General features: G+C 74.1%; 16 protein-coding genes. 5 read left to right on the top strand and 11 right to left on the bottom strand.

Annotated elements, in window-relative coordinates; genetic code table 11:
- Nucleotides 1-15 precede the first annotated feature (15 nt).
- The 4 genes from ABZ693_RS16510 to ABZ693_RS16495 form a co-directional block, all read right to left on the bottom strand.
- Entirely contained in the window at nt 16-177 is a 162-nt protein-coding gene (locus ABZ693_RS16510; RefSeq protein WP_359877117.1) for a hypothetical protein, read from the bottom strand.
- 57 nt (nt 178-234) lie between these two features.
- Nucleotides 235-846 (bottom strand): helix-turn-helix domain-containing protein, encoded by a 612-nt coding sequence (locus ABZ693_RS16505; RefSeq protein ID WP_359877114.1) that lies wholly within the window; start codon nt 844-846, stop codon nt 235-237.
- 456 nt (nt 847-1302) lie between these two features.
- Entirely contained in the window at nt 1303-1977 is a 675-nt protein-coding gene (locus ABZ693_RS16500; RefSeq protein WP_359877111.1) for an SDR family oxidoreductase, read from the bottom strand.
- 1 nt (nt 1978) lies between these two features.
- Nucleotides 1979-2251 carry a hypothetical protein gene (locus tag ABZ693_RS16495; protein WP_359877109.1) on the bottom strand — a complete coding sequence of 91 codons (273 nt, stop codon included), beginning with the start codon at nt 2249-2251 and terminating at the stop codon, nt 1979-1981.
- A gap of 308 nt (nt 2252-2559) precedes the next feature.
- Here ABZ693_RS16495 and ABZ693_RS16490 point away from each other — a divergent pair, with 308 nt between their 5' ends.
- Nucleotides 2560-3546, top strand: coding sequence for a helix-turn-helix transcriptional regulator (locus ABZ693_RS16490; RefSeq protein WP_359877106.1), 987 nt, complete (start codon nt 2560-2562; stop codon nt 3544-3546).
- A 45-nt stretch (nt 3547-3591) separates the two neighbouring features.
- On the opposite strand, the gene ABZ693_RS16485 is transcribed toward ABZ693_RS16490, so the two are convergent.
- Nucleotides 3592-4923 (bottom strand): D-arabinono-1,4-lactone oxidase, encoded by a 1332-nt coding sequence (locus ABZ693_RS16485; protein ID WP_359877104.1) that lies wholly within the window; start codon nt 4921-4923, stop codon nt 3592-3594.
- A 312-nt stretch (nt 4924-5235) separates the two neighbouring features.
- Here ABZ693_RS16485 and ABZ693_RS16480 point away from each other — a divergent pair, with 312 nt between their 5' ends.
- Nucleotides 5236-6552, top strand: a complete 1317-nt coding sequence (locus ABZ693_RS16480) for an amino acid deaminase/aldolase (RefSeq protein ID WP_359877102.1) — start codon at nt 5236-5238, stop codon at nt 6550-6552.
- A gap of 129 nt (nt 6553-6681) precedes the next feature.
- Here ABZ693_RS16480 and ABZ693_RS16475 read toward each other — a convergent pair whose 3' ends face one another.
- The gene (locus ABZ693_RS16475) at nt 6682-8178 is read right to left on the bottom strand and encodes an MFS transporter (protein WP_359877100.1); all 1497 of its coding nucleotides are present in this window, start codon (nt 8176-8178) and stop codon (nt 6682-6684) included.
- Nucleotides 8179-8492: 314 nt separating this feature from the next.
- On the opposite strand from ABZ693_RS16475, the gene ABZ693_RS16470 reads away from it, so the two are divergent.
- From ABZ693_RS16470 to ABZ693_RS16460, 3 genes are all read left to right on the top strand, one after another.
- Nucleotides 8493-9308 carry a crotonase/enoyl-CoA hydratase family protein gene (locus tag ABZ693_RS16470; RefSeq protein WP_359877097.1) on the top strand — a complete coding sequence of 272 codons (816 nt, stop codon included), beginning with the start codon at nt 8493-8495 and terminating at the stop codon, nt 9306-9308.
- A gap of 447 nt (nt 9309-9755) precedes the next feature.
- Nucleotides 9756-10079: a plasmid stabilization protein gene (locus ABZ693_RS16465; protein WP_359877095.1), complete on the top strand. Its 324-nt coding sequence runs from the start codon at nt 9756-9758 to the stop codon at nt 10077-10079.
- Between the two features lie 149 nt (nt 10080-10228).
- Nucleotides 10229-11191, top strand: coding sequence for an NmrA/HSCARG family protein (locus tag ABZ693_RS16460; protein ID WP_359877094.1), 963 nt, complete (start codon nt 10229-10231; stop codon nt 11189-11191).
- A gap of 307 nt (nt 11192-11498) precedes the next feature.
- On the opposite strand, the gene ABZ693_RS16455 is transcribed toward ABZ693_RS16460, so the two are convergent.
- The 5 genes from ABZ693_RS16455 to ABZ693_RS16435 all read right to left on the bottom strand — a co-directional run bounded on the left by ABZ693_RS16455 (nt 11499) and on the right by ABZ693_RS16435 (nt 20738).
- Nucleotides 11499-12917 (bottom strand): amidase, encoded by a 1419-nt coding sequence (locus ABZ693_RS16455; protein WP_359877091.1) that lies wholly within the window; start codon nt 12915-12917, stop codon nt 11499-11501.
- Between the two features lie 157 nt (nt 12918-13074).
- Nucleotides 13075-14340, bottom strand: a complete 1266-nt coding sequence (locus ABZ693_RS16450; protein WP_359877088.1) for a M48 family metallopeptidase — start codon at nt 14338-14340, stop codon at nt 13075-13077.
- Nucleotides 14341-14571: 231 nt separating this feature from the next.
- Complete coding sequence (locus tag ABZ693_RS16445; protein WP_359877085.1) at nt 14572-17601, bottom strand: tetratricopeptide repeat protein; 3030 nt, start codon at nt 17599-17601, stop codon at nt 14572-14574.
- The gene (locus ABZ693_RS16440) at nt 17602-19479 is read right to left on the bottom strand and encodes an HSP90 family protein (RefSeq protein WP_359877082.1); all 1878 of its coding nucleotides are present in this window, start codon (nt 19477-19479) and stop codon (nt 17602-17604) included.
- 293 nt (nt 19480-19772) lie between these two features.
- Entirely contained in the window at nt 19773-20738 is a 966-nt protein-coding gene (locus ABZ693_RS16435; RefSeq protein WP_359877079.1) for a hypothetical protein, read from the bottom strand.
- Nucleotides 20739-20861 lie beyond the last annotated feature (123 nt).

Raw genomic sequence — 20861 nt, 5'->3', positions numbered from 1 at the left:
GTGACCGCCGTGCTGTCAGCCGCAGATCAGGTCGGCGGTGCAGGTGTTGACGGAGCAGGAGCGGCCGCCGCACTGCCAGCACGCGGCCCACCACTTCCAGCCGCAGGCCGCCGCGTCGACACCGGGGACGACGCGCTCCAGCAGGCGGGACCCGAAACCCTCGATCTTCTTCAGCATGTCGGACTCCTTCTCGGTCTTCTGATTCTCGTTGGACGGAGGTGCGCGAAGTGGCGGTCATCGGAGGAGAAGAGGTGCGGCGGACTTTTTCCCGCCGTTCCTTTCCTTCTCTCCACTCCGCCCTTCCGAGGAATACTCTGCCCTGTCGGCCGCCGCCTGTTCTTGTAAGAATTCCGCATCCTCACGGAACCCTTCGGAATTCCATGTGGAGAGGAAGCGGCGCGGGGTGCACCCGGCCATGGCCTTGCATTCATGGCCGAAATGGGCCTGGTCGTGATACCCGGCCCCGAGAGCGGCGCCGGCCACGGGCTCTCCACCTGCCAGCCGCCGTATCGCCTCCCGCCATCGCAGGACACGGGCGGCCGCCTTCGGCGAGAGCCCGACCTGCTTCGGGAAGCGCCGTCCCAGCTGGCTGTGGCACCAGCCCGCGTGACGCGCCAGGTCCGCGATGGACGCCGTCCCACGGGTACGGACCAGCTCGCTCCAGGCCCGCAGCACCGGCGGAGCCGGTGGCCCGCCTCGCGTCTCCCAACGGCTCAGCGTGAGGCCGAGCCGCCGGAGTGCGTCGTCCCGGCAGTCCCCCGCCGCGGCGAGATCACCGGCCAGGCGGCGGACCCCGGGCCCCAGCACCTCCTCGGCCGGGACGATCCGGTCCACCAGGCGGTCCATGGGCAGTCCGGAGAGGGTGTGGACCGTCCAGGGCGCGAGCAGCAGGCGGGGACAGCGTGGACCGTCCGGACCCGCGAGGGTGAGCGTGGTGACGCGCGGCCCCAGGAGCAGGGGCCCCGGCGGGAGCGCTCGGGGCACCCCCGCGGCGTCGACGAGGGCGAGCTCTCCCCCGTCCGCGAAGAGGACCGAGACGGCGGCACTCGGCAGGACGAGCCACCGTCCTGGCGACCGGGCGGGGACGCGGGGGATCTCGCACCCCCAGACGCCCCCGCGTCGGGCCCCGTCGGCGGGGGACTTCGGCCGGGCACGTTCGGCGCACGACGAGTACGGCGACATGGATTCCTCTCCGGAGTGGGCGCTTTCTCGGGCGCGTCCGGGATCTCCGGGCCGGCGCGGCGACCCGCGCGGCGGCCCTCCCGTATGTTCCGCGGACCGTCCCGCCGATGCCACGACGGGTCACTCGGCGCCGCGGCCTCGCACCATGACCACCTGGCCGCTGATCCCCTGGGCCCGCGGCGAGGCGAGAAGGGCGACGGCCGAGACGATCGCGCCGCGCGGGGAGTTCTCACCCGGCACGACGGCGTTGACGGACACCCGGTCGGCCGGCCACGCGGCGGCCCAGTCCCGGACAAGCGCGCCGAGGGCCGCCGAAGCGGCCCGCTCGGCGGGATGAGGCGGGGTGCCGCCGCCCGGGGCGAGCAGCACGATCCGTCCCGGCGTGGGCACGGCGAGCATGTGCCGGGCCGCGGCGGTGGCGAGTCGGTGGGCCACCGCCAGAGTGACGCCCAGAGACCTGGCCCACGGCCCCGGGTCGTCCCCCGTACCGGCGTCCAGGCCCTCGGGAGCGAGGCCCACCACCGCGTCGATCCGGCCGAGGTCGAGGACGACCTCGGCCACCAGGCGATCGACGCTCCCGCCGTCGTCCGGTTCCACGGCATACGGGAGAGCGACGTGGTGACGGCCCGACACGTCCCGGCTGAGGAGGGCCGCGCGGTGGGGCGACCGGTCGGCGACCGCCACCACGAAACCCGCTTCCGCGAGCCGCTCGCAGAGGAGCCGGCTGAGCCTGCCGTGACCGCCGAACACCAGCGTCACCGGCCGGCGCGCCGACAGGAACAGCGGCTCCGGCACGTCAGGCGCCCGCGCCGCCGGAGGTGCCGCCGGAGGTGCCGCCGGAGGTGCCGCCGGAGGTGCCGCCGGAGGTGCCGGACAGGGCGGGCGTCACGGGCGCGACCGGCCAGGTGAAGTCGTCGGGGCTCTCGTCGACGAGTACCGCGGCGACGGTACGGAGGTGCGCCCCCTGACCGGCGGCCGCGGGGGCCACCGTCAGGACGGCGCCCCCGGCGAGGACGGCGACAGCGGCCGTACCGGCGATGCGACACAGCGGATTCCTGGACCTGCGCATGTGTGTTCCCCCTTCGTGACTGCCGGCGGCCGTTCGCCGCCGAGAACGAGGAAACACGCCGCCCGGCGAGGACGGCAGGCGTCCGGCCGTGCAGGCACCTGCCTGGCATCCGTATGCCAGCCGGTCGCACGCGCGCTCACGAGGGGCTCCACGGCGCACGCGCACCGCCGCGCGCACCGCCCCAGCGTGTCCCGGACAGGTTGGGACAACATCCGGACAACCGAAACGGGTTGTGCCATCACCCGGCGGTGGTCGACCGTTCCTATGTTTCGACGATGCCGCGCTCCCCAGGGGGAAGGACCGGGAACATGGCCGAACCACCCACACTCGACGCCACCGCCCTCGCCGTCTACCGGGCGGTCCTCCTCTACCGGGAGCACGACCGGGGACGGCTGGCGGCACGGCTGGACATGACCGCCGAGGAAGTGGGGCAGGTCATCGAGGAACTGGTGGCGCTGGCGATGCTGCGCCCGTCCTGGGACCAGCCGGACCTGGTGCGCGCGGTGTCGCCGGAGATCGGGCTGCAGCTGCTGCTCCAGCGCGAGCAGCGGGAATCCGCCCTGCGTCAGGAGCGGACCGAGCAGACCCGGGCCGCGCTGAGTCTGCTGTCGACCGAGTACGCCTCGCACGAGGAGCGGCCCTCGCGCCACGACACCGAGATCCTGCACGGCATGGACGAGATCCGCACGCGTCTGGAGGCGCTGGCGAGTCAGTGCACCAAGGAGGTGCTGTCCTTCCTGCCCGGCGGCGCCCTGCCCACGGCCGCGCTGCGGGAGGGGCAGCCGCTCAACGAGCGGGCGATGCTCCGGGGGGTCAGGTTCCGGAACGTGTACCTCCAGAGCATCACCAAGGACCGGCAGACCTACGCCTATGTGCGCTGGGTCCACGAACTCGGCAGCGAGGTGCGCCTCTCCCCGCGTCTGCCGATGCGGCTGCTCATCGTGGACGGCGGCACGGCCGTGATACCCGGCGATCCGGAGGAACCCCATCCGACCGCGCTGGTGCTGCACAGCCCGCCGGTCCTGCGGGCGCTCCAGGAGTTGTTCGAGGCGTACTGGAAGGACGCGACGCCGCTCGAAGCCCCCTCACGCTGCGGGGAGTTGACGGAACTCCCTCCGCAGGAGCGCGAGGTGCTGCGCATGCTGGCGAACGGGGACAAGGACGAGACGGTCGCCCGCGCGCTGGGCATCTCGGTGCGGACGGAGCGCCGGATGGTCGCCGATCTCCTGGCCCGGACGGGGGCCTCCAGCCGCTTCGAGCTGGGGGTCAAGGCGGCGAAGGCCGGCTGGGTGTAGAGGGAGAGCAGGCCGGTCGCCCCGGGATCCCCACAAGGGGAACGGTCAGGCGGTGCCGCGCGCCGGGGCGTCCGGGGCCGGGCCGAGGACGCGGTCGAGGTAGGGGTTGGCGAACACGCCCGTCGGGTCGAGGGTGTCGCGCAGCGCCACGAAGTCGTCGAACCGGTCGTACCGGGACCGGAGTCCGGCCGCGTCGAGGTCGTGCATCTTGCCCCAGTGCGGCCGTCCACCGTAGCCGCCGAGAATGTCCTGGCAGGCACGGAAGTACCGCTGGTAGGGCATCCGGTGGTACTGGTGGAAGGCGATGTAGCAGGTGTCGCGACCCTGGGCGGTGGACAGCCAGATGTCGTCGGCGGCCGAGAAACGCACCTCCAGCGGGAACGACACCCGCTCGTCGTGCGCGTCGATCCAGCGCTTGAGTTCACGCAGCGCGTCGGCCGCGCGCTCGCGCGGGATCGCGAACTCGCCCTCGTGGAAGCGGACATCGCGGACCGAGGCGTAGACCTTGTACGAGTGGTCGGTCCACTCGCGCGAGGACATGGCCCGGGCCGCGAACCGCGCGATCGGCCGCACCAGCGCGGGGAAGCGGGTGCCGAGGCGGTTCAGGCCCTCGAAGCCGAGGCCGCTGACGGTCTCGTCGAGGCGGCGGGAGAACGCGCCGATGGGCTTCAGCGGAGCGTCGCCGGGCAGCCGGCGGAAGCGCCGGGTGAGCGTGGTGGTGCTGTGCGGGAACCAGAAGAACTCGAAGTGGTCGTTGGAGTCGGCGAACTCCTGTGCCTTCTCCAGGGTTTCGCCGACCGGCATCGCGGTGTCGCGGGCGTGCAGGGCGAACAGCGGTACGCACTGGAGCGTCACCCGGGTGAGTACGCCGAGGGCGCCGAGGCCGACCCGCGCGGCCGCGAACAGGTCCGGCCGTTCGGTGGGCGAGCAGGTGGCCACGGTGCCGTCGGCGAGGACCAGTTCGAGGGCGCGGACCTGGGTCGCGATGCCCCCGAACCGTACGCCGGAGCCGTGAGTGCCGGTGGAGATGGCGCCGGAGATGGTCTGCCGGTCGATGTCGCCCATGTTCTCCAGGGCGAGGCCGTGCGCGGCGAGCAGCGGGCTGAGTTTCCACAGCGGCATGCCCGCCTCGACGGTCACCAGTCCGGTGGTCCCGTCGAGGGAGCAGAGCCCGTCCATGCCGTCCAACAGGAGCTGGACGTCGGGCGCGACGGCGGCGCCGCTGAAGGAGTGTCCGGAGCCCACCGGCTTCACGCGCAGCCCGTCACCGACGGCGTCCTTCACCGCCGCGGCCACGTCGTCGGTGCTCGTGGGACGGAGCACGCGCCGGGGCCGCGCCTCCTCGTTGCCCGCCCAGTTGCGCCACACGCTGCTCATGCCAGGAGTCCTCTCGACCGGATCGGCGGGCCCGGCGCCGGCACCCGGCGGCGGTCTGCCCCGAAGACTGAACTTGGTCAGGCGTCCAAGTCAAGGGTCCCCATGCCTTGACTTGGACGCCCGGCCGGGAGACCGTGGCGCCCCGTCCCCGATGCGGTCCCGGGCCACCCCCCGCCGCCTGGACCGTTCGGGGACGCCTCGCGCCACCGCTTCCGGAACCGCCCCGACCGACCCCGTTCCACCCCGTCCCGACCTCGTTCCGCCCCTGTTCCTTCTCCTTCCACACCCGCCCCGTCCCGTCCCGTCCCGTCCATGGAAAGGCCGTACGCCATGCCCAGCGCCGCGCCGGACGACGCCCCCGCCGTCCCCGCCCCGGCCGCCCGTCCGGTCTCCCCCGCCGGGTTCACCGACCTGGAGAAGGCGACCGCCGGTCTCCAGCCGCCGTTCGCCGTCGTCGACCTCGCGGCCCTGCGCGCCAACGCCGCCCACATGGTCCGCCGCTCGGGCGGCAAGCCGATCCGGCTCGCCAGCAAGTCGCTGCGCTGCCGCGCGCTCATCGGCGACGTGCTGCGGCTTCCGGGCTTCTCGGGCATCCTCGCCTTCACGCTGCCCGAGGCCCTGTGGCTGGCGGAGGACAAGGACGTGGCCGGCCCCGGCACCCTCGATCCGGGCACCGACGGCGCGGACATCCTCGTCGCCTACCCGACCGCCGACGCGACCGCGCTGCGCCGGCTCGCCGCCGACGAACGGGCCGCCGCCCGCGTCACCGTGATGGTGGACTCCGTCGCGCATCTCGACCTGATCACCGACGCGATCGGCCCGTCCGGCCCGGCGCACCCCCGGATCCGGGTCTGTCTCGACCTCGACGCGTCCCTGCGTCTGTTCGGCGGCCGCGTCCACCTCGGCATGCGCCGCTCCCCGCTGCACGCGCCCGAGCAGGCCGCCGCGCTCGCCCGCGCCGTCCTGGCCCGGCCGGCGCTGAAGCTGGTCGGCGTGATGGCGTACGAGGGGCAGATCGCCGGTGTCGGCGACGACCAGCCCGGCTCGGGCGCGATGCGTACGGCCGTACGGCTCGTCCAGCGGGTGTCGGCCCGGGAGCTGCGCGCCCGCCGGGCGGCCGCGATCCACGCCGTACGGGCGGTGGCGCCGCTGGAGTTCGTCAACGGAGGCGGCACCGGCAGCCTGGAGTCGACCTCGGCCGAGCCGGCGGTCACCGAACTCGGCGCCGGCTCCGGCGTCTACGCGCCCGCCCTGTTCGACCACTACCGCGGTTTCCGCCCGCTGCCCGCCGCGTACTTCGCGCTCTCCGTGGTCCGGCGGCCGGCCCCCCGGCACGTCACCGTCCTCGGCGGCGGCTGGGTCGCCTCCGGCGCGCCGGGCGCGGACCGGCTGCCGCTGCCGGTCCATCCGCCGGGCCTGCGCATGCTGCCGGCCGAGGGCGCCGGCGAGGTCCAGACGCCGCTGACCGGACCGGCCGCGGACGGACTGCGGCTCGGCGACCGGGTGTGGTTCCGGCACGCCAAGGCGGGCGAACTGTGCGAGCGGGTCGAGCAGTTGCACCTGGTCGAGGGCGACCGGATCGTGGACGTCGTCCCCACCTACCGGGGCGAGCGGCACGCCTTCCTCTGACCTCTGACGGCGGGACCGGGACGCGGGGCGCGTCGGCGGGGTGTGTGAGCGGGGCGTGCGGGCGGGACCCGTAGGCGGGGCGTGAACGTAGGGCGCGTACGTGGGGCGCGTACGCCGGTGGTCACCCGGTCATGCGGCCGGGCGCCGCTCCTCCGGTGTGACCGACAGCGGTTCGGCGATGTCCTCCAGGGAGCGGCGCTCGGCTTTGACGGCGAGGAAGGCGGCGACCAGGCCGGCCGCGCACATCAGTCCCGCGCCGACCTGGAAGGCGAGGACGGTGTCGGAGACCACGCCGGACGCGGTGAGGTCCGCGAAGACGAGCGGGCCGCTGATGCCGCCGGCGGCCGTACCGATGGCGTAGAAGAAGGCGATCGCCATCGCCCGGGTCTCCATGGGGAAGATCTCCGACACCGTGAGATACGCGCTGGACGCGCCCGCCGACGCGAAGAACAGCACCACGCACCAGCAGGCGGTCAGGGTGGTCGCGGTGAGCGAGCCGCGCCCGAACAGCCAGGCCGTGCCGAACAGCAGGACGCCGGACAGGAGGTAGGTGGAGGAGATCATGATCCGCCGCCCGACGGTGTCGAACAGCCGGCCGAGCAGCAGCGGGCCGAGGAAGTTGCCGGCGGCGATGACGGCGAAGTAGTAGCCGGTGTGGCCGGTGGGCACGTCGAAGAAGGTGATGAGGATGGTGCCGAAGCCGAAGGTGATGGCGTTGTAGAGGAACGCCTGGCCGATGAAGAGCGACAGGCCGAGGACGGCGCGGCGCGGGTAGCGGCGGAAGACGGTCTTCGCGATGAGCCCGAATCCGATGCTGCGCCGCTGGTGGATGGTGAGGGTGCCGCGCGGGGGCGGCAGCCGCCGGCCGTGCTCGCGTTCGATGGCCCGCTCGACCTCGTCCACCAGCTGCTCGGCCTGCTCGCCGCGGCCGTGGATGAACTGCCAGCGCGGACTCTCCGGCACATGCCGCCGGACGAGGAGGATGACGAGGCCGAGGACGACCCCGAGGGCGAAGCTGAGCCGCCAGCCGACGTCCATCGGGAAGATGCCGGTGTCCAGCATGACGATCGAGAGCAGTGCTCCGCCGATGGCGCCGAGCCAGTAGCTGCCGTTGATGATCAGGTCGACCCGGCCCCGGTACGTGGACGGGATGAGTTCGTCGATGGCGGAGTTGATGGCCGCGTACTCGCCGCCGATGCCGAAGCCGGTGAGGAAGCGGAAGAGGAAGAACCACCAGGCCTCGAAGGACAGGGCGGTGAGCGCCGTCGCGCCGAGGTAGACGGCCAGGGTGACCATGAACAGTTTCTTGCGGCCGTGGCGGTCGGTCAGCCAGCCGAAGAACAGGGCGCCGGAGCAGGCGCCCGCGACGTAGAGGGCTGCGGCCGTGCCGGTGACCTGGGCGGCCGTGATGTGCAGGCCGCTGCCGGGTTCGGCGAGGCGGCCGGCGATGTTGCCGACGATGGTGACCTCCAGCCCGTCCAGGATCCAGACGGTGCCGAGGCCGACGACGATCATCCAGTGCCAGCGCGACCAGGGCAGCCGGTCCAGCCGGGCCGGGACGGCGGTGGTCACCGTCCCGGTGGTCACGGATCCGGGCGCGGAGGCCGGGGGCGGTTTCGCGGTCATGGTTCCCCTCTCGCCGGGCGCTCGCTCCCGGCCCGTACGCCGGATACGTCTCCGTCCCGTCCACACGGCGTCCCGTCCACGGCGGGTCGCGCCTCGCCGCTTCCGGGCGGCGGGTCCAGCTTGGGTCGGCGGAGCGGAGCCCACCACGGGACCGTCCGCCGACCGGCCGTATACGACCAGCCGTATGCACACGGGGGCCGGAGCGGACCGATGCGGGCCGATGCGGTCGCGTGGGCGACAGGGCACCCCGCCCCGCACCGGACTCCCGGCCTGATGGTTGACCGCCAGACGGTTCCGCGCGTGAGAATGCCCGCATGACCGACACCCCCGCCGCGCCGGCGGAGCAGACGCAGACCGCACCGCCCGCCGTCCGGGTGGAGCGGGACGGCCCCGTGACGACCGTGGTGCTGGCGCGGCCCGCCGCCCGTAACGCCGTGGACGGCCCGATGGCCCGCCAACTGACCGACGCCTTCCGGGCGTTCGAGGCGGACGAGGACGCGTCGGTGGCCGTGCTGTGGGGCGAGGGCGGCACCTTCTGCGCGGGGGCCGACCTCAAGGCGATCGGCACCGCACACGGCAACCGGGTGGCGCCGGACGGCGACGGCCCGATGGGGCCGACCCGGCTGCGGCTGACGAAGCCGGTGATCGCGGCGGTCGCCGGGCATGCCGTGGCGGGCGGTCTGGAGCTGGCGCTATGGTGCGACCTGCGGGTGGCCGAGGAGGACGCGGTCTTCGGGGTGTTCTGCCGGCGCTGGGGCGTGCCGCTGATCGACGGCGGTACGGTACGGCTGCCCCGGCTGATCGGCGAGAGCCGTGCCATGGACCTGATCCTCACCGGCCGCCCGGTCCCGGCCGCCGAGGCGTACGCGATCGGTCTCGCCAACCGGCTCGTCCCGCCCGGCCGGGCCCGCGCCGAGGCGGAGGAACTCGCCCGGCGGATCGCCGCGTTCCCGCAACTGTGCCTGCGCCATGACCGGTTGTCGGTACGGGAGCAGCACGGCCTGCCCGAGCCGGAGGCCCTGGCCGCCGAACTCCGGCACGGCATGGTGCCGTTGTCGGCGGGCGAGACAGGCGCGGGCGCCGCGCGCTTCACGTCGGGGGCGGGGCGGCACGGGGCGTTCGAGGGCTGATGTCCTTTGCTTCTGAACGACTCCGACCCCATCCTCCGCATGGACGTCCCGAAGTCCGCCTGGCAGCGGCAATCGGCTGGCTCTGCCTCACAGAGGAGCCCATTCCCGAGGATCCCCACCAGGCCATCGACACCCTCGCCACGGACGAACGCGCGCACGCCATGGACACCCTGCCGTGGATGTACGCCGCCGCCGGAACCGGTGAACCGGGACTCCTGCGTTGTATGCGCCGCATGATCCACCCCGAAGAGCCCGAACCGAGGGCGGAGGACTCCAGGGCCCCGACCGGGTCCGTGTCCACGCGGTCGGCCCAGTCCGCTCCGGGCAGCTCGTCGAGTGGCGGAATCGACGGCGTCATGACGATCATCGTATGAACCCGGCCGGTCCCGGACGTCGCGCGCGTGAAGCCCCCCCAGGGCGGCAGCGGCCCCGGAGAGAGGAGAGAGCATGCCGCGCGGATCGAGCATCAAGCGGGAGCGGCAGTACGAGCACATCAAGGAGAGCGCCCTCGACCGGGGCGAAAGCGAGAAGCGTGCCGAGGAGATCGCGGCCCGGACCGTGAACAAGGAGCGCGCCCGGTCGGGTGAGTCCAAGACGGCGAGTCGCAGTTCCCTCGACGACATGTCGTCCTCGCGGCGCGGCGGGCAGCGCTCGCACAGCGGCGCGCGGGGGCCGACGTACGACCAGCTCTACGCGGAGGCGCAGCGGCGCGACGTACACGGCCGCTCGTCCATGAACAAGGACGAGCTGAAGCGCGCGCTCGGACACTGAGCCCTCGCCCGGACATCCCCGCGGGCGCATGACCCGTGGCCGCGCGGGTACCCGCCCGAGTGACAGCGGCCCCTGGGGGCGCGCCCGAATGCCCCCTGACCAGGGTGAACGCCCACGGACACCGAAGGAGAGAAGGAGAAGCCGGGAGCATGACGACGGACAAGCGCATCGTGACCGTGTGCGGCGCGACCGGGAACCAGGGTGGCGGCGTGGCGCGGGCGATCCTCGCCGACCCGGAGGGCGAGTTCGCCGTCCGCGCGCTCACCCGGCGGCCCGACTCGGACGCGGCGAAGGAGCTGGAGCGGCTGGGCGCCGAGGTGGTACGCGCCGACGCCGACGATCCGGAGAGCCTGGGTCCGGCGTTCGAGGGCGCGTACGGCGCGTTCCTCGTCACCAGCTACTGGGCGCACGGCACGGCGGAGGCGGAGAAGGAGCAGGCCGCGAACCTGGCCCGGGCCGCCGGGCACGCCGGGGTCCAGCACGCGATCTGGTCGACGCTGGAGGACACGCGCGCGTGCATCCCGGTCGACGACCCGCGCATGCCGACGCTCCAGGGCACGTACAAGGTGCCGCACTTCGACGCCAAGGCGGAGGCCGACGCCTTCTTCCAGGACGCGGCCGTCCCGACGACCTTTCTGCGGGCCACGTTCTACTGGGAGAACCTGCTCGGCTCGTTCGTGCTGCGGCGTGACGCCGAGGGCACGCTCGTCCTGAACCTGCCGATGGGCGACAAGCGGCTGGCGGGGATCGCCGTCGCCGACATCGGCCACGTCGCGCGGGCGATCCTGCACCGGGGCACCGATCTGATCGCGGCCACGGTCAGCATCGCGGGCGAGCATCTGCGGGTCGCCGACATGGCCGCCGAGATGACGGAGAAGCTGGGCGAGACGGTGGCGTACCGGCCGCTGACGCCGGACGAGTTCCGGGCGCAGGACATGCCCGGGGCCGACGAGTCGGGGAACATGTTCCAGTTCTACGCGGACTGCGAGGAGCGCTTCACCGGCGCCCGCGATCTCACGGCCGTCCGGGCGCTGTACCCCGGCCTGCAGAACTTCGCGACCTGGCTGAACGGACACCGCGAGGAACTGGCGGCCGCGTTCCCCGGCCGCTGACGGGGACACCGTCGCCGATCGCGGGAAGAGCGAGGCGAGGATCATGGGTCATCCACCGAACGACCCGGTACCGCCGAGTCCCACCCCCGTGCCGGGTCCCTCGCCCGGCCCCGGACCGGTGCCGGGGCCCGTGCCCGGGCCGGGCGGACCGGATCCGCCGCCGCCCGAGCCGCCGGCACCGGAACCCGACCCGCAGCCGCCGATGCCACGCCCCGACCCGTACCCCCATCCAGGCCCGCTGCCCGGTCCCGTGCCGCTCCCGGCGCGCTGACGGGTCCGGCGGCTCTGTCAAGGCTCTGTCAAAGACTCAGAGGTCCTGGATCCGCCGGAACGGCCGTTCCGCCTCCAGCTGGAACGCGATCTCCAGGAGCGTCCGCTCGGCTCCGGGGCGGCCCGAGAACATCACGCCGATCGGGAGCCCGCCGTCCGTCGCCCGCGCCGACGGGAGCGAGAGGGACGGAGTCCCGACGACGTTGTCGATCGGGGTGAAGGCCACGTACGCGAGGATCCGTTCGATCAGTTCCGCGTACGGGAGTGACGGGCTGAGGTGGCCGATCGCGGGTGTGGTGTGCGCGAGCACCGGGGACAGCAGCAGGTCGTGCCCGCGGAACGCGGCGGCGTACGCCTCCTTGGTCCGTCCGAGCCGGCGCAGCACGCCCGGGGTACGCCGCCAGTCGGCGAGGTACGCGGCGCGCAGGCCGCGGCTGAGGCCGTCCATGCGGCGGTGGTCGAAGTCCGGGCCGAAGGAGCGGCCGGTGGCGCCTATGAGGAAGGCGAGCAGGCCCCAGTAGGTGAGGAAGTCGTCGGCGAAACGGGGGTCGAGGGCCGGCTCGACTGGTTCGACGGTGTGGCCGAGGCGTTCGAGGGCGGTGGCGGTCTCGGTGACGGCGGCGCGGGTGGCGTCGTCGGTGTGCGCGCCGGCCGGGGAGTCGAGCAGCAGCCCGATGCGCAGCCGACGGCCCGAGGGGCCTTCGACGAGGCCGAGCCGGGGCAGGTCGGGGTTGCGCCAGTAGCGTTCGGCGGCGGCGAGGAAGGTGGCGGTGTCGCGGACGGAGCGGCTGAGGATGCCGTCGTTGACGAGGTCCAGCGGGAGCCGGCGGCTCTGGGCGTTGGCGACGACCCGGCCGCGGGTGGGCTTGAGGCCGACGAGTCCGCAGGCCGCGGCGGGGATACGGATCGAGCCGCCGCCGTCGTTGGCGTGCGCGATCGGTACGGCGCCCGAGGCCACGAGCGCGGCGCTGCCGCCGGAGGAGCCGCCTGCCGAGTGACCGGTGTGCCAGGGGTTGCGAACGGGTTCGGCATCGCCCTCGTACTCCGTACTGGGGCTGAACCCGAACTCGGGCAGCCGGGTCTTGCCGAGGACGGTGACACCGCTGCTGAGGAACTGCCGGACGAACGGCGCGTGTTGCGTAGCCGCCCGCGGAGTGAAGGCGGCGCTGCCGTGGCCGGTGGGCAGGCCGCGGTGGTCGCTGTTGTCCTTGACGAAGACCGGGACGCCGGTGAGGAGGCCCGGTCCGCCGGTGGCCGGGCGCGGGCTGTCGACGTGCACCTGCACCGCGTGCAGCCGGCCTTCCACCTCCCGTACCCGCTCGGCCGCGGCCCGGGCGGCCTCGTCGGCCCCGACCTGGCCGCGCCGGATCGCCGCCGCGAGCCCGACGGCGTCGTGCTCCCCCAAGGCGTCGTCCCGGAAGGCGTGCACCGTGTTCCGTTGGTCGATGGTCGTCACCGCTGCCTCACCCGGGGCCGTAGGGATGGTCGGCCGCCATCATGACGTACCCGCGGGTAACACGCGAGGGGGTGACGGCCACCGGCGTCGGAGGCGGCCCGACGTCGACGCCGGAGCGCAACCGTCGACATCGGGGCTCAGCCGTCGACGCCGGGGCTCAGCCGTCGGCTTCGAGGACCTGCTTCGCCACGGTGCGCGCCGGCAGGGCGAGGTCGATGTCCACGGCCGCCGCGCGGGCCGCGTCGACGACGAGGGCGGGGCCCCCGAAGCCCGCCGCGCACAGGGCGGTCCCGGCGTCGGCGGCGAGCAGATCCCGCCGCAGGTGGGTGGGCGGATGGGTGTCGTCCACACGGTGACCGCGCAGTTCGGCGACACGGCGAAGCCGCGCGTACTCGTGCGCGGGCACCGACGCGATCCACTCCGCCAGCCGGTTCCAGAGGCCGTCGGCGGGATCCTGCCGCCGCTCGGCCCCGGGGGCCCGGGTGCGTGCGGCGATCCGTTCCCGTTCGAGCGCCGCGCCGGTGGCGTCGGCGACGAACAGCCGGTCCAACAGGCCGACGGCCGCGGCGCGCCCGCCGACCCGGGCGGCGGAGGCGTCGGCCCGGTACTCGGACCGCTGCGCGTCGCGCAGCGTCGCCTGGTCGAGCAGCAGCGTCAGCCCCTGCACGGCCCAGCGGGGCGGCACGGTCAGCAGACCGGCGGCCTGCTCCACGAGGTTGGTGGTGGGGAACCCGGTCAGGAGATACCGCCACTCGCCGAGCGTCCGCAGCGCGCTGCCGACGACCAGCGAATGACGGGTGTCGCCGTGCGCGTAGTGGCCGAACTCGTGCCCCAGCAGGGCGACTCGCTCCTGCGGGCTCAGCACGGCCCACAGGCTCATGCCGAGCCACAGCACCCGCTGCCGGCGCAGCCCGTAGGTCTGCACGGCGGCGTTGGCGTCCGCCTCGACCACGACGATGTCGACGCCGCGGGTTCCCACGGCCTCGGCGACGTCGTCGAGCAGCGCGAAGAGGTGCGGGGCGTCGGCCCGTTCGAGGACCGCCTCGCTCTCGCGCAGCCGGGCGGGGCCACCGAGGCGGGGGCGCAGCACGACCGCCAGGCCCAGGAGCAGCACACCGAGGAAGGGCTGTATCCCCTCGCCCCAGCCCGCGATCAGCAGCCACAGACCGGATACCAGTACCGCCAGGGTGATCCCGTGCACGAGCAGCGCGAGCAGCACCGCGAGCACGCGGGCGGCGGGCGAGCGGCGCGCGCCCGTCCCGGTCAGGGTGAGCTCCGCGTACAGCTGCTCGCCGTAGCGCCGGGCCATCCCGCGCCGCAGTCGCTCGAACAGCCCCTGGTCCGGCCGCTTCGCCTCGTCTCCGGGATCCGCGTCCCACCCGCAGGCGGCGCACCAGACCACGAAGCGCGGGTCGACCGGCATCCGGGATCCGCACGCGGGACAGTCCCGCGCCGGGCTCGCACCGGTCTCCGCGCCCGCGCCCAGCACCGGTGACGGCGTCGCGGGCCCCGGCTCGCACGCCGATCCCGACGCGGACTCCGCTGCCGACTCCGATGCCGGCGCCCGCACCGGCCTTCGGCTGTCGTCCGGTGCCTGCGGCTCCGTCATGTCCCCCACTCTCTCCCGCTGTGTACGACCGGTCCCGTCCCGATGTCAGCGGGACAGGTAGTCCTGCCGCAGGGCGTCCAGGATGCCCGCCGCCTCCTCCATCCCGGCCGCCCGGCACCGTGCGATCTCCCCGGTCAGACGGGTGATGGCGTCGTTCAGGCGCTCCAGTCCGTTGCCCTCGATGAGGGCCGCGATCCGGGTGGCCTCGGCGCGCGGGAACCCGCCGTTCTCGCCGCCGCGTTCGTAAGCGACGACGGCGGCCTCCGCCTCGGCGAGGGCCTCTGGGTGGCGGTCCGCGCCCGCGAGGACGCGGGCGCGCCGGTAGTGGACCTGCCCGGTCTCGTACCAGTGGGCGAAGTCCGTGGTGTCCTCCGGTACGGCGGCCAGCACGGCGTCCGCCCGGGCCAGGTGCTCCAGCGCCGTGTCGAGGCCCTCGGTGTCCCGGGACATCATGGTGAGGCGCGCGAACTCGCGTGCCATCTCGGCGATCCGGGGCCAGTTGGGCGCCTCTTCGTGGGCGGCGACGGCGCGCGCGTACGCGGTGTCCGCGGCCTCCCAGCGGTCGGCCATCGCCAGTGCGACGGCGGCGTCCGCGGCGACCATGGTGTGGATGTGCCGGTCGTCCTCCCACCCGGCGACGGTGTCCGCGAGGCGCAGGAACTCCTCGGCCGCCGGGAGGTACTCCTCCAGGTCCCGCAGCCCGCGTGCCAGTGTCAGCCGGACCTGGGCGAGCAGCCGGTCGTCCGGCGCGGGTGCCGTCTCGTCCCGGGCGCCGGACAGGACCGACTCCAGGACCGCGACGGCGTCGGCCTGCTGGCCGGAGCGGGCCAGCACGTCGGCGAGCTGGAGCCGGGCGTCGGTGGCGTCGTCGGGTTCCCCGGCCTGGTCGAACCGCGCGGCCGCTTCGGAGAGATGACGCACCGCGCCGCCGAAGTCGCCCAGGTGGGAGGCGGCGTGGCCGAGCATCGCGTACGTGGGGGCCAGCGGGAACTCGGTGTCGTCGTGGCGCACGGCGTCGGCGATCGCCTGGTGCAGCAGCTCCGCGGCCTCGGCCGGCTGGTCCTTCGCCATCAGCAGCCGGGCGAGCTGGGCGCGCGGGCGCGAACCGCGCCACGGCCGGCCGGCGGCGGCCACGTCCCGCAGGGCCGCGCGCAGTTCGGCCTCGGCACGGTCCAGGTCGCCGCCGCGCCCGGCCATGTCGGCCGCGTACTGGCGGGCGTTGGCCACCTGGTGCGGCAGGTTCAGCCGTTCCGCCTCGGTCCGCAGCGTACGGGTGTGCTCCTCCGCGCGGGCGAGGGAGGCGTCCGACGGCTCCGGCTCCTCCGCCATGGCCTCCTGGAAGGCCGCGTAGGCACGGGCGTTGAGCACGGTGAGGTATTCGACCGCGCGGGCCTTCCCCAGGTCGGCGCCGAACGCGGCCTCGCCCGCGCCCGCGTTCTCACCCGTGAACGGGGCCTCGGTGGTGAGGCGTTCGGCGTCGCGCAGGAGCGCGTCGAGACCGGCCCGCATGTCCTCGGCGGTGTCCGTCCCGTTGCCGGCCCCGCCCTCGGCCTCGTTTTCGTTCTCGCCGCCCTGGTAGGTGCCCCAGGCGAGGCCGCGGGTCCGGGCGGACAGGGCGTGCCAGGGCATGCCGGCGCGCTCGTACAGTCCGGCGGCCCGGTTCAGCCAGGCCAGGCCCTCGTGATGACGGTCCGTCATGCCATTGCGGAACGCCTCGTGTTCGGCGAGTTCCGCCCGCAGCCGCTCCTCCGGGCCGAGTTCGCCGCCGTACGGGACGGGGTCGGGGGCGGTGCCGTCGGCGAGGCGCTCGCCGATCCGGATCCACAGCCGGCCGGCGCCGGGGTGCCCTTCGAGGTCGAGCCGGCGTGCCTCGTGGACGAGGGTCACGAAGTCGTCGGGGACGGCGGTCACCGTGGCGAGGGCCGGTGCGGGCGCCGGTCCGGGCGTCGTCGCCCCGGCGGTACGGGCCAGGGTGGCGCGCAGCCCGAGTGGCAGGGGCTCGTCGAGCAGCGGGCGCCGGGCGAGGCGCTCCCGGCGGCGGTCGCCGACGGTGCCGGTGCCGTTGCGCGCGTCGAAGGCGGCGGCGAGCCGGTCCGCCTCGGCGCGGACGTGGGCGAGGAGTGTGCCGGCGGTCCACTCGCGGCCGGCCGGACCGGCGACCGCGGTGTCGGCGTGGCCGTCCTCGTCCAGCCGGGCGAGCAGCACCTCGACGCCGGTGAGGAAGTCCAGGTGGTCGAGCGGCGCGCTGTCGGAGGCGAACAGCGGGCGGTTCTCGGCGAGGATCTCCAGGCCGCGCCCCTCGTTGCGGGACAGCGCGCAGAACTCCAGGTGCAGGCCGACCTCGTTCTGCGTGCCGGTGTTGCCGCGCACCTGGCGGTAGCCGGCCAGGTGGAACGAGCGGGCCTCGTCGAGCCGGCCGGTGCGCAGCAGCGGCAGCAGGGCGCGGGCCTGGCTGGTCTTGGGCTCCTCGCTGCAGCTCTGGCTGCGGTCGAAGACCGGGCCCCAGGCGTCGAGGGCCGCCTTGTCGTCACCGGTCCGCACGAGGTGGGAGGCGAAGCGCCGGGTCTCGCACGCCTCGCAGTCGCTCAGCTTGGTGCGGGGCCGGGTGGCCCACAGGTCGTAGGCGTCCTCGATGCCGACGCCGGTGTGGGCGGCGATGTGGTAGCGCATGGCGGCGACCGGCTGGACGCCGTGCCCGGCGGCCTCGTACCGCTCGCGCATCCGGTCGGTCCAGCCCTGGACGGTGGCCAGCGGCACCTCGGGCACCTGGAGCAGGGAGGTCGTCACCCACTTGAAGTTCCAGAAGACGTGGTGGGCCTCCCACTCGCTGAAGGACTCGGGGGTGGTGTCCCAGAGCTTGAGGAGCCGGGCGAAGACGACGGGCGCCTTACGGTGCTCGCCGGTGTACTCGTACGCCGACATCAGCTCCAGCAGGGCGGTGACGAGGACGTCGGGCTTCTCGAAGGCCTCGGCCGCCTCGACGAGTTCCTCGGCGGTGACGGTGCGCTGGAGGCCGTAGGGCCGCTCGTGGTTCTCGCGCAGGGCTTCGAACACGGCCTCGGGGGTGTCGAGCATCTAGATGTCCTTCCGGGGCTCGGTGCCGGGGGTGTCGGTGCCGGGGGCGTCGGTGCCGGAGTGGTGCATGGCGTGCGTGAGCAGGCCGATGAAGGCCCGGTTGAGCAGGGCGCTCTCGCTGGCCTTGAGCGGGCGGCGGCTGAGCAGCAGCGCCTGCCCGTACAGCGCTTCGGCGGTGGTGACGGCCAGGCCGCGCTCGGTGATCGTGACGGCCTGGCGGACCAGCGGGTTGAGGTGGTTCAGGACGAGCTGGGCGCGCGGGGTCTCCTGGCGCAGGGAGCCGAGGATGTCGGCCCACAGTCCGTCGCTGTCGGCGGCGAGCCCGGCCCGGGTCCGCTCGTGCCGTGCCTCGCGGTTGTCGAGGAGCAGCGCGGGCGCGGTGACCGGCTGGAAGTCGCGCAGGACGACGTCGCAGTCGTGCAGGGCGATCGTCTCGCGGGCGACGGTGAGGAAGCCGGCGGCGCGCAGTTCGGCGGTCGGGTCGACGGCGTCGAGGTGGGCGGTGACGGTGGCCGGGTCGAGGTCGGTGACGGACGTGCCGGGGCGGATCTCGGGCAGCCGGTGGACCAGGTCGTGGTCGTAGGTGTAGCCGCCGTTGACGACGCCGAGCCCCGCGGCCGAGGCGATCGGGGCGACCTGCCGGAACTCCTCGACGCTCCGGGTGACCAGGAGCGTCGGGTGGGTCCGGGCGAACTCCTCGAGGGTGACGTTGCCGTCGGTGGTCTCGAACGGCAGCCACGGCAGCACGATCCGCAGCAGCTCGTCGTCGTAGCGGGCGAGCGCCTTGACCGCGAGGTGGTGCGTGTCGATGAACCGGTGCAGAAGGGCCGGGTCGCTGGCGGCCAGGCCGGTGAGCCAGTCCCGGATCCGGTCGCCGAGGGCGTCGCGCACGGCGGACAGCGTGCCGTCCTCGTACAGCGACTCGCGCGAGGCGGTGGGCCGCAGACTGGTGGTGTCGACGACGCAGCGTACGAAGAACGCCCAGTCCGGGAGGAGTTCGGGCGCCTGGTCGGTGAGCAGCATGCCCTTGAGGTGCACCCGGTGGCCGGCCCGCTGGGCCGGGCTGACGGCGGTGGGCAGGACGTACGCGACACCGCGCAGTCCGGCCGCCGGGAGGTCCAGCTCGATCGTGTCGAGCGGGGTGAAGTCGAAGAGGGTGCGGCAGTACGCGGTGAGCGCCTCGCGGCGGGCGAGCGGGGAGCGGTGGTCCCGCTCCCACGGCGGCGCCTCGTTCACCCGGTGGGTCTCGCCGCGCGCGGTGACGACGGTGACCTCGTGCCGGAGCAGACCGCCGTAGTGCCGGGCGAGCGCCACGACCTGGTCGGGGCTGGTCCATTCGGCGTTGTCCGGGCGCGGGGTCAGTCGCACGGTGGTGCCGGGCTCGGGGACGGCGGACGGGGGCAGCGTACGCAGGGTGTAGCGGCCGTCGGAGTGGCCGCGCCACTCGACGGCGGGCGCGGCCGGGTCGGCGGCGGACCGGCTGAGGACGGTGATCTCGTCGGCGACGACGAAGCAGGCGAGCAGGCCGATGCCGAACTGTCCGATGAACTCGCCGCGCGCGGCGTCGAGTCCGGCGCCGTCGAAGGCGCCGTCGGCGGTCCGCTTGGAGCTGCGCCCGATGGTGGCGAGGAAGCGGTGGACGTCCGCCTCGGTCAGCCCGACGCCGGTGTCCGTGACGGTGAGGGTGTCGCCGGTGCGCACGGTGATGGTGCCGGGCGCGGCGGGATCGAGCGCCTGGCGGGCGGTGATGGCGTCGACGGCGTTCTGGAGCAGTTCGCGCAGGTAGACGCGGGGGCTGGAGTAGAGGTGGTGGGAGAGCAGGTCGACCAGTCCGCGCAGGTCGACCTGGAAGGTGTGGGACGTCTGGGATGGGGACACCTGGTGAGGTCCTTCGGTACGCGCCCCGCGCGGTGGGCGGGGCGGAAGACGGGGGTTCGGCGAGCGACGGGCGGGCTCGCCGTACGGGATGCGGGATGCGGGAGAGGGGTGCGGGAAAAGGGCGCGGGGTCACGGCCCACGGCGTACGGGATACGGGCGCGGGGTCACGCCGACCGCGGCCCGGCCGGTGGCCGGGTTGCGGGGCGGGGTCCTGGTCCGGGCCTGGGCGCCGTACCGGACGGCGGCCGGCCTCCCGGCCGGCTCGCGTCCGGTCGCCCGGACACGGCGTCGGGTCAGCGCGCCCACTTGCGGTAGGCGGCGGCCGGATCGGCGCCGTCGAGGTACTGCCAGGGGAACTCGCTGACCCGGCCCTCGATCGCGTCGAAGCACTCGCGCGCGGCGGGCACCTCGCCCGAGAGCGCGAAGGCCATGGCGAAGGCGTTGAGGACCCCCAGCCACGCGCCCTCACGGACGAAGTCAGGGTGCCGGTACGAGTGGTCGGCGGCCTCGTTGAGCGACGCCACGACCTCGGGCGAGGTGATGTACTCCCCGTCCGGTCCCGACTCCATGTCCAGCCACTGTTCGATGTGGGCGAGGGCGACCAGCTCGCCGAGCGGGGTGCCGGCGGGCGCGCCGAACACGGCCGCGCGCGCGAAGGCGTGCATCTCCTCGTGCGACCCGCTCCACTTCGCGCAGACCTGCTGGAGCTGCTGCTGGTGCGCCCCGGCGTGGTGCGGGGCGCGGCGTACGGTCGCCTCGAACCGGCGGCGGGCGACGGTCTGTCCGACCTCGAGCCCGCGGCCGCTGATCTGCAGGACGTACCAGGGCGAGGCCCAGCCCGGCTCCAGCTCGGCCGCCTCGTACAGCCACTTCTCGGCCTTGCGCAGCCGCTCGTGGAAGATCTCGAACTGCTCCTGGGAAACCTGCGAGGCGCGCGCTCCGGTACGGGCCTCCCAGCCCCAGTCGACGTACCGTACGCCGGCCACGAGACGCGGCAGCGCGGCGTCCGGCGCGTCGGCGATCACGCCGGTGATCCATGTCTCGACGCCGGCGGTCTCCCCGGCGGCCCACAGCAGTTCCGTCCAGTCCCCGCCCTCGGGGCGCGCTTCCAGCAGCGCCCGCAGGGTCTCCCAGTCGGCCGCCTCGGCGGCCATCCGCGCCCGCGCCACGTCGGGATCGCCGGAACCCTTCTGTACCTGTGCGACGGGCCTCCCGGCCCGCTTCGCCAGCGTGCGCCCCCAGCCACGGAGCAACGCCATGTCCCCACCCCTTGATTCGTACGTGCGGGCGAGAGTCGGTGACCGCCTCACCCGGTGGAGTAGTGACTATCACGCGCCACTGACACCCGCACGCCAGTATCCCCGCGACAGCCGGCCCGGCCG

This window comes from Streptomyces laurentii (genome assembly GCF_040635425.1).
Taxonomy (GTDB): domain Bacteria; phylum Actinomycetota; class Actinomycetes; order Streptomycetales; family Streptomycetaceae; genus Streptomyces; species Streptomyces laurentii.
The sequence above is the reverse complement of the archived record's forward strand: the minus strand, read 5'-3'. Positions and strand labels throughout refer to the sequence as shown.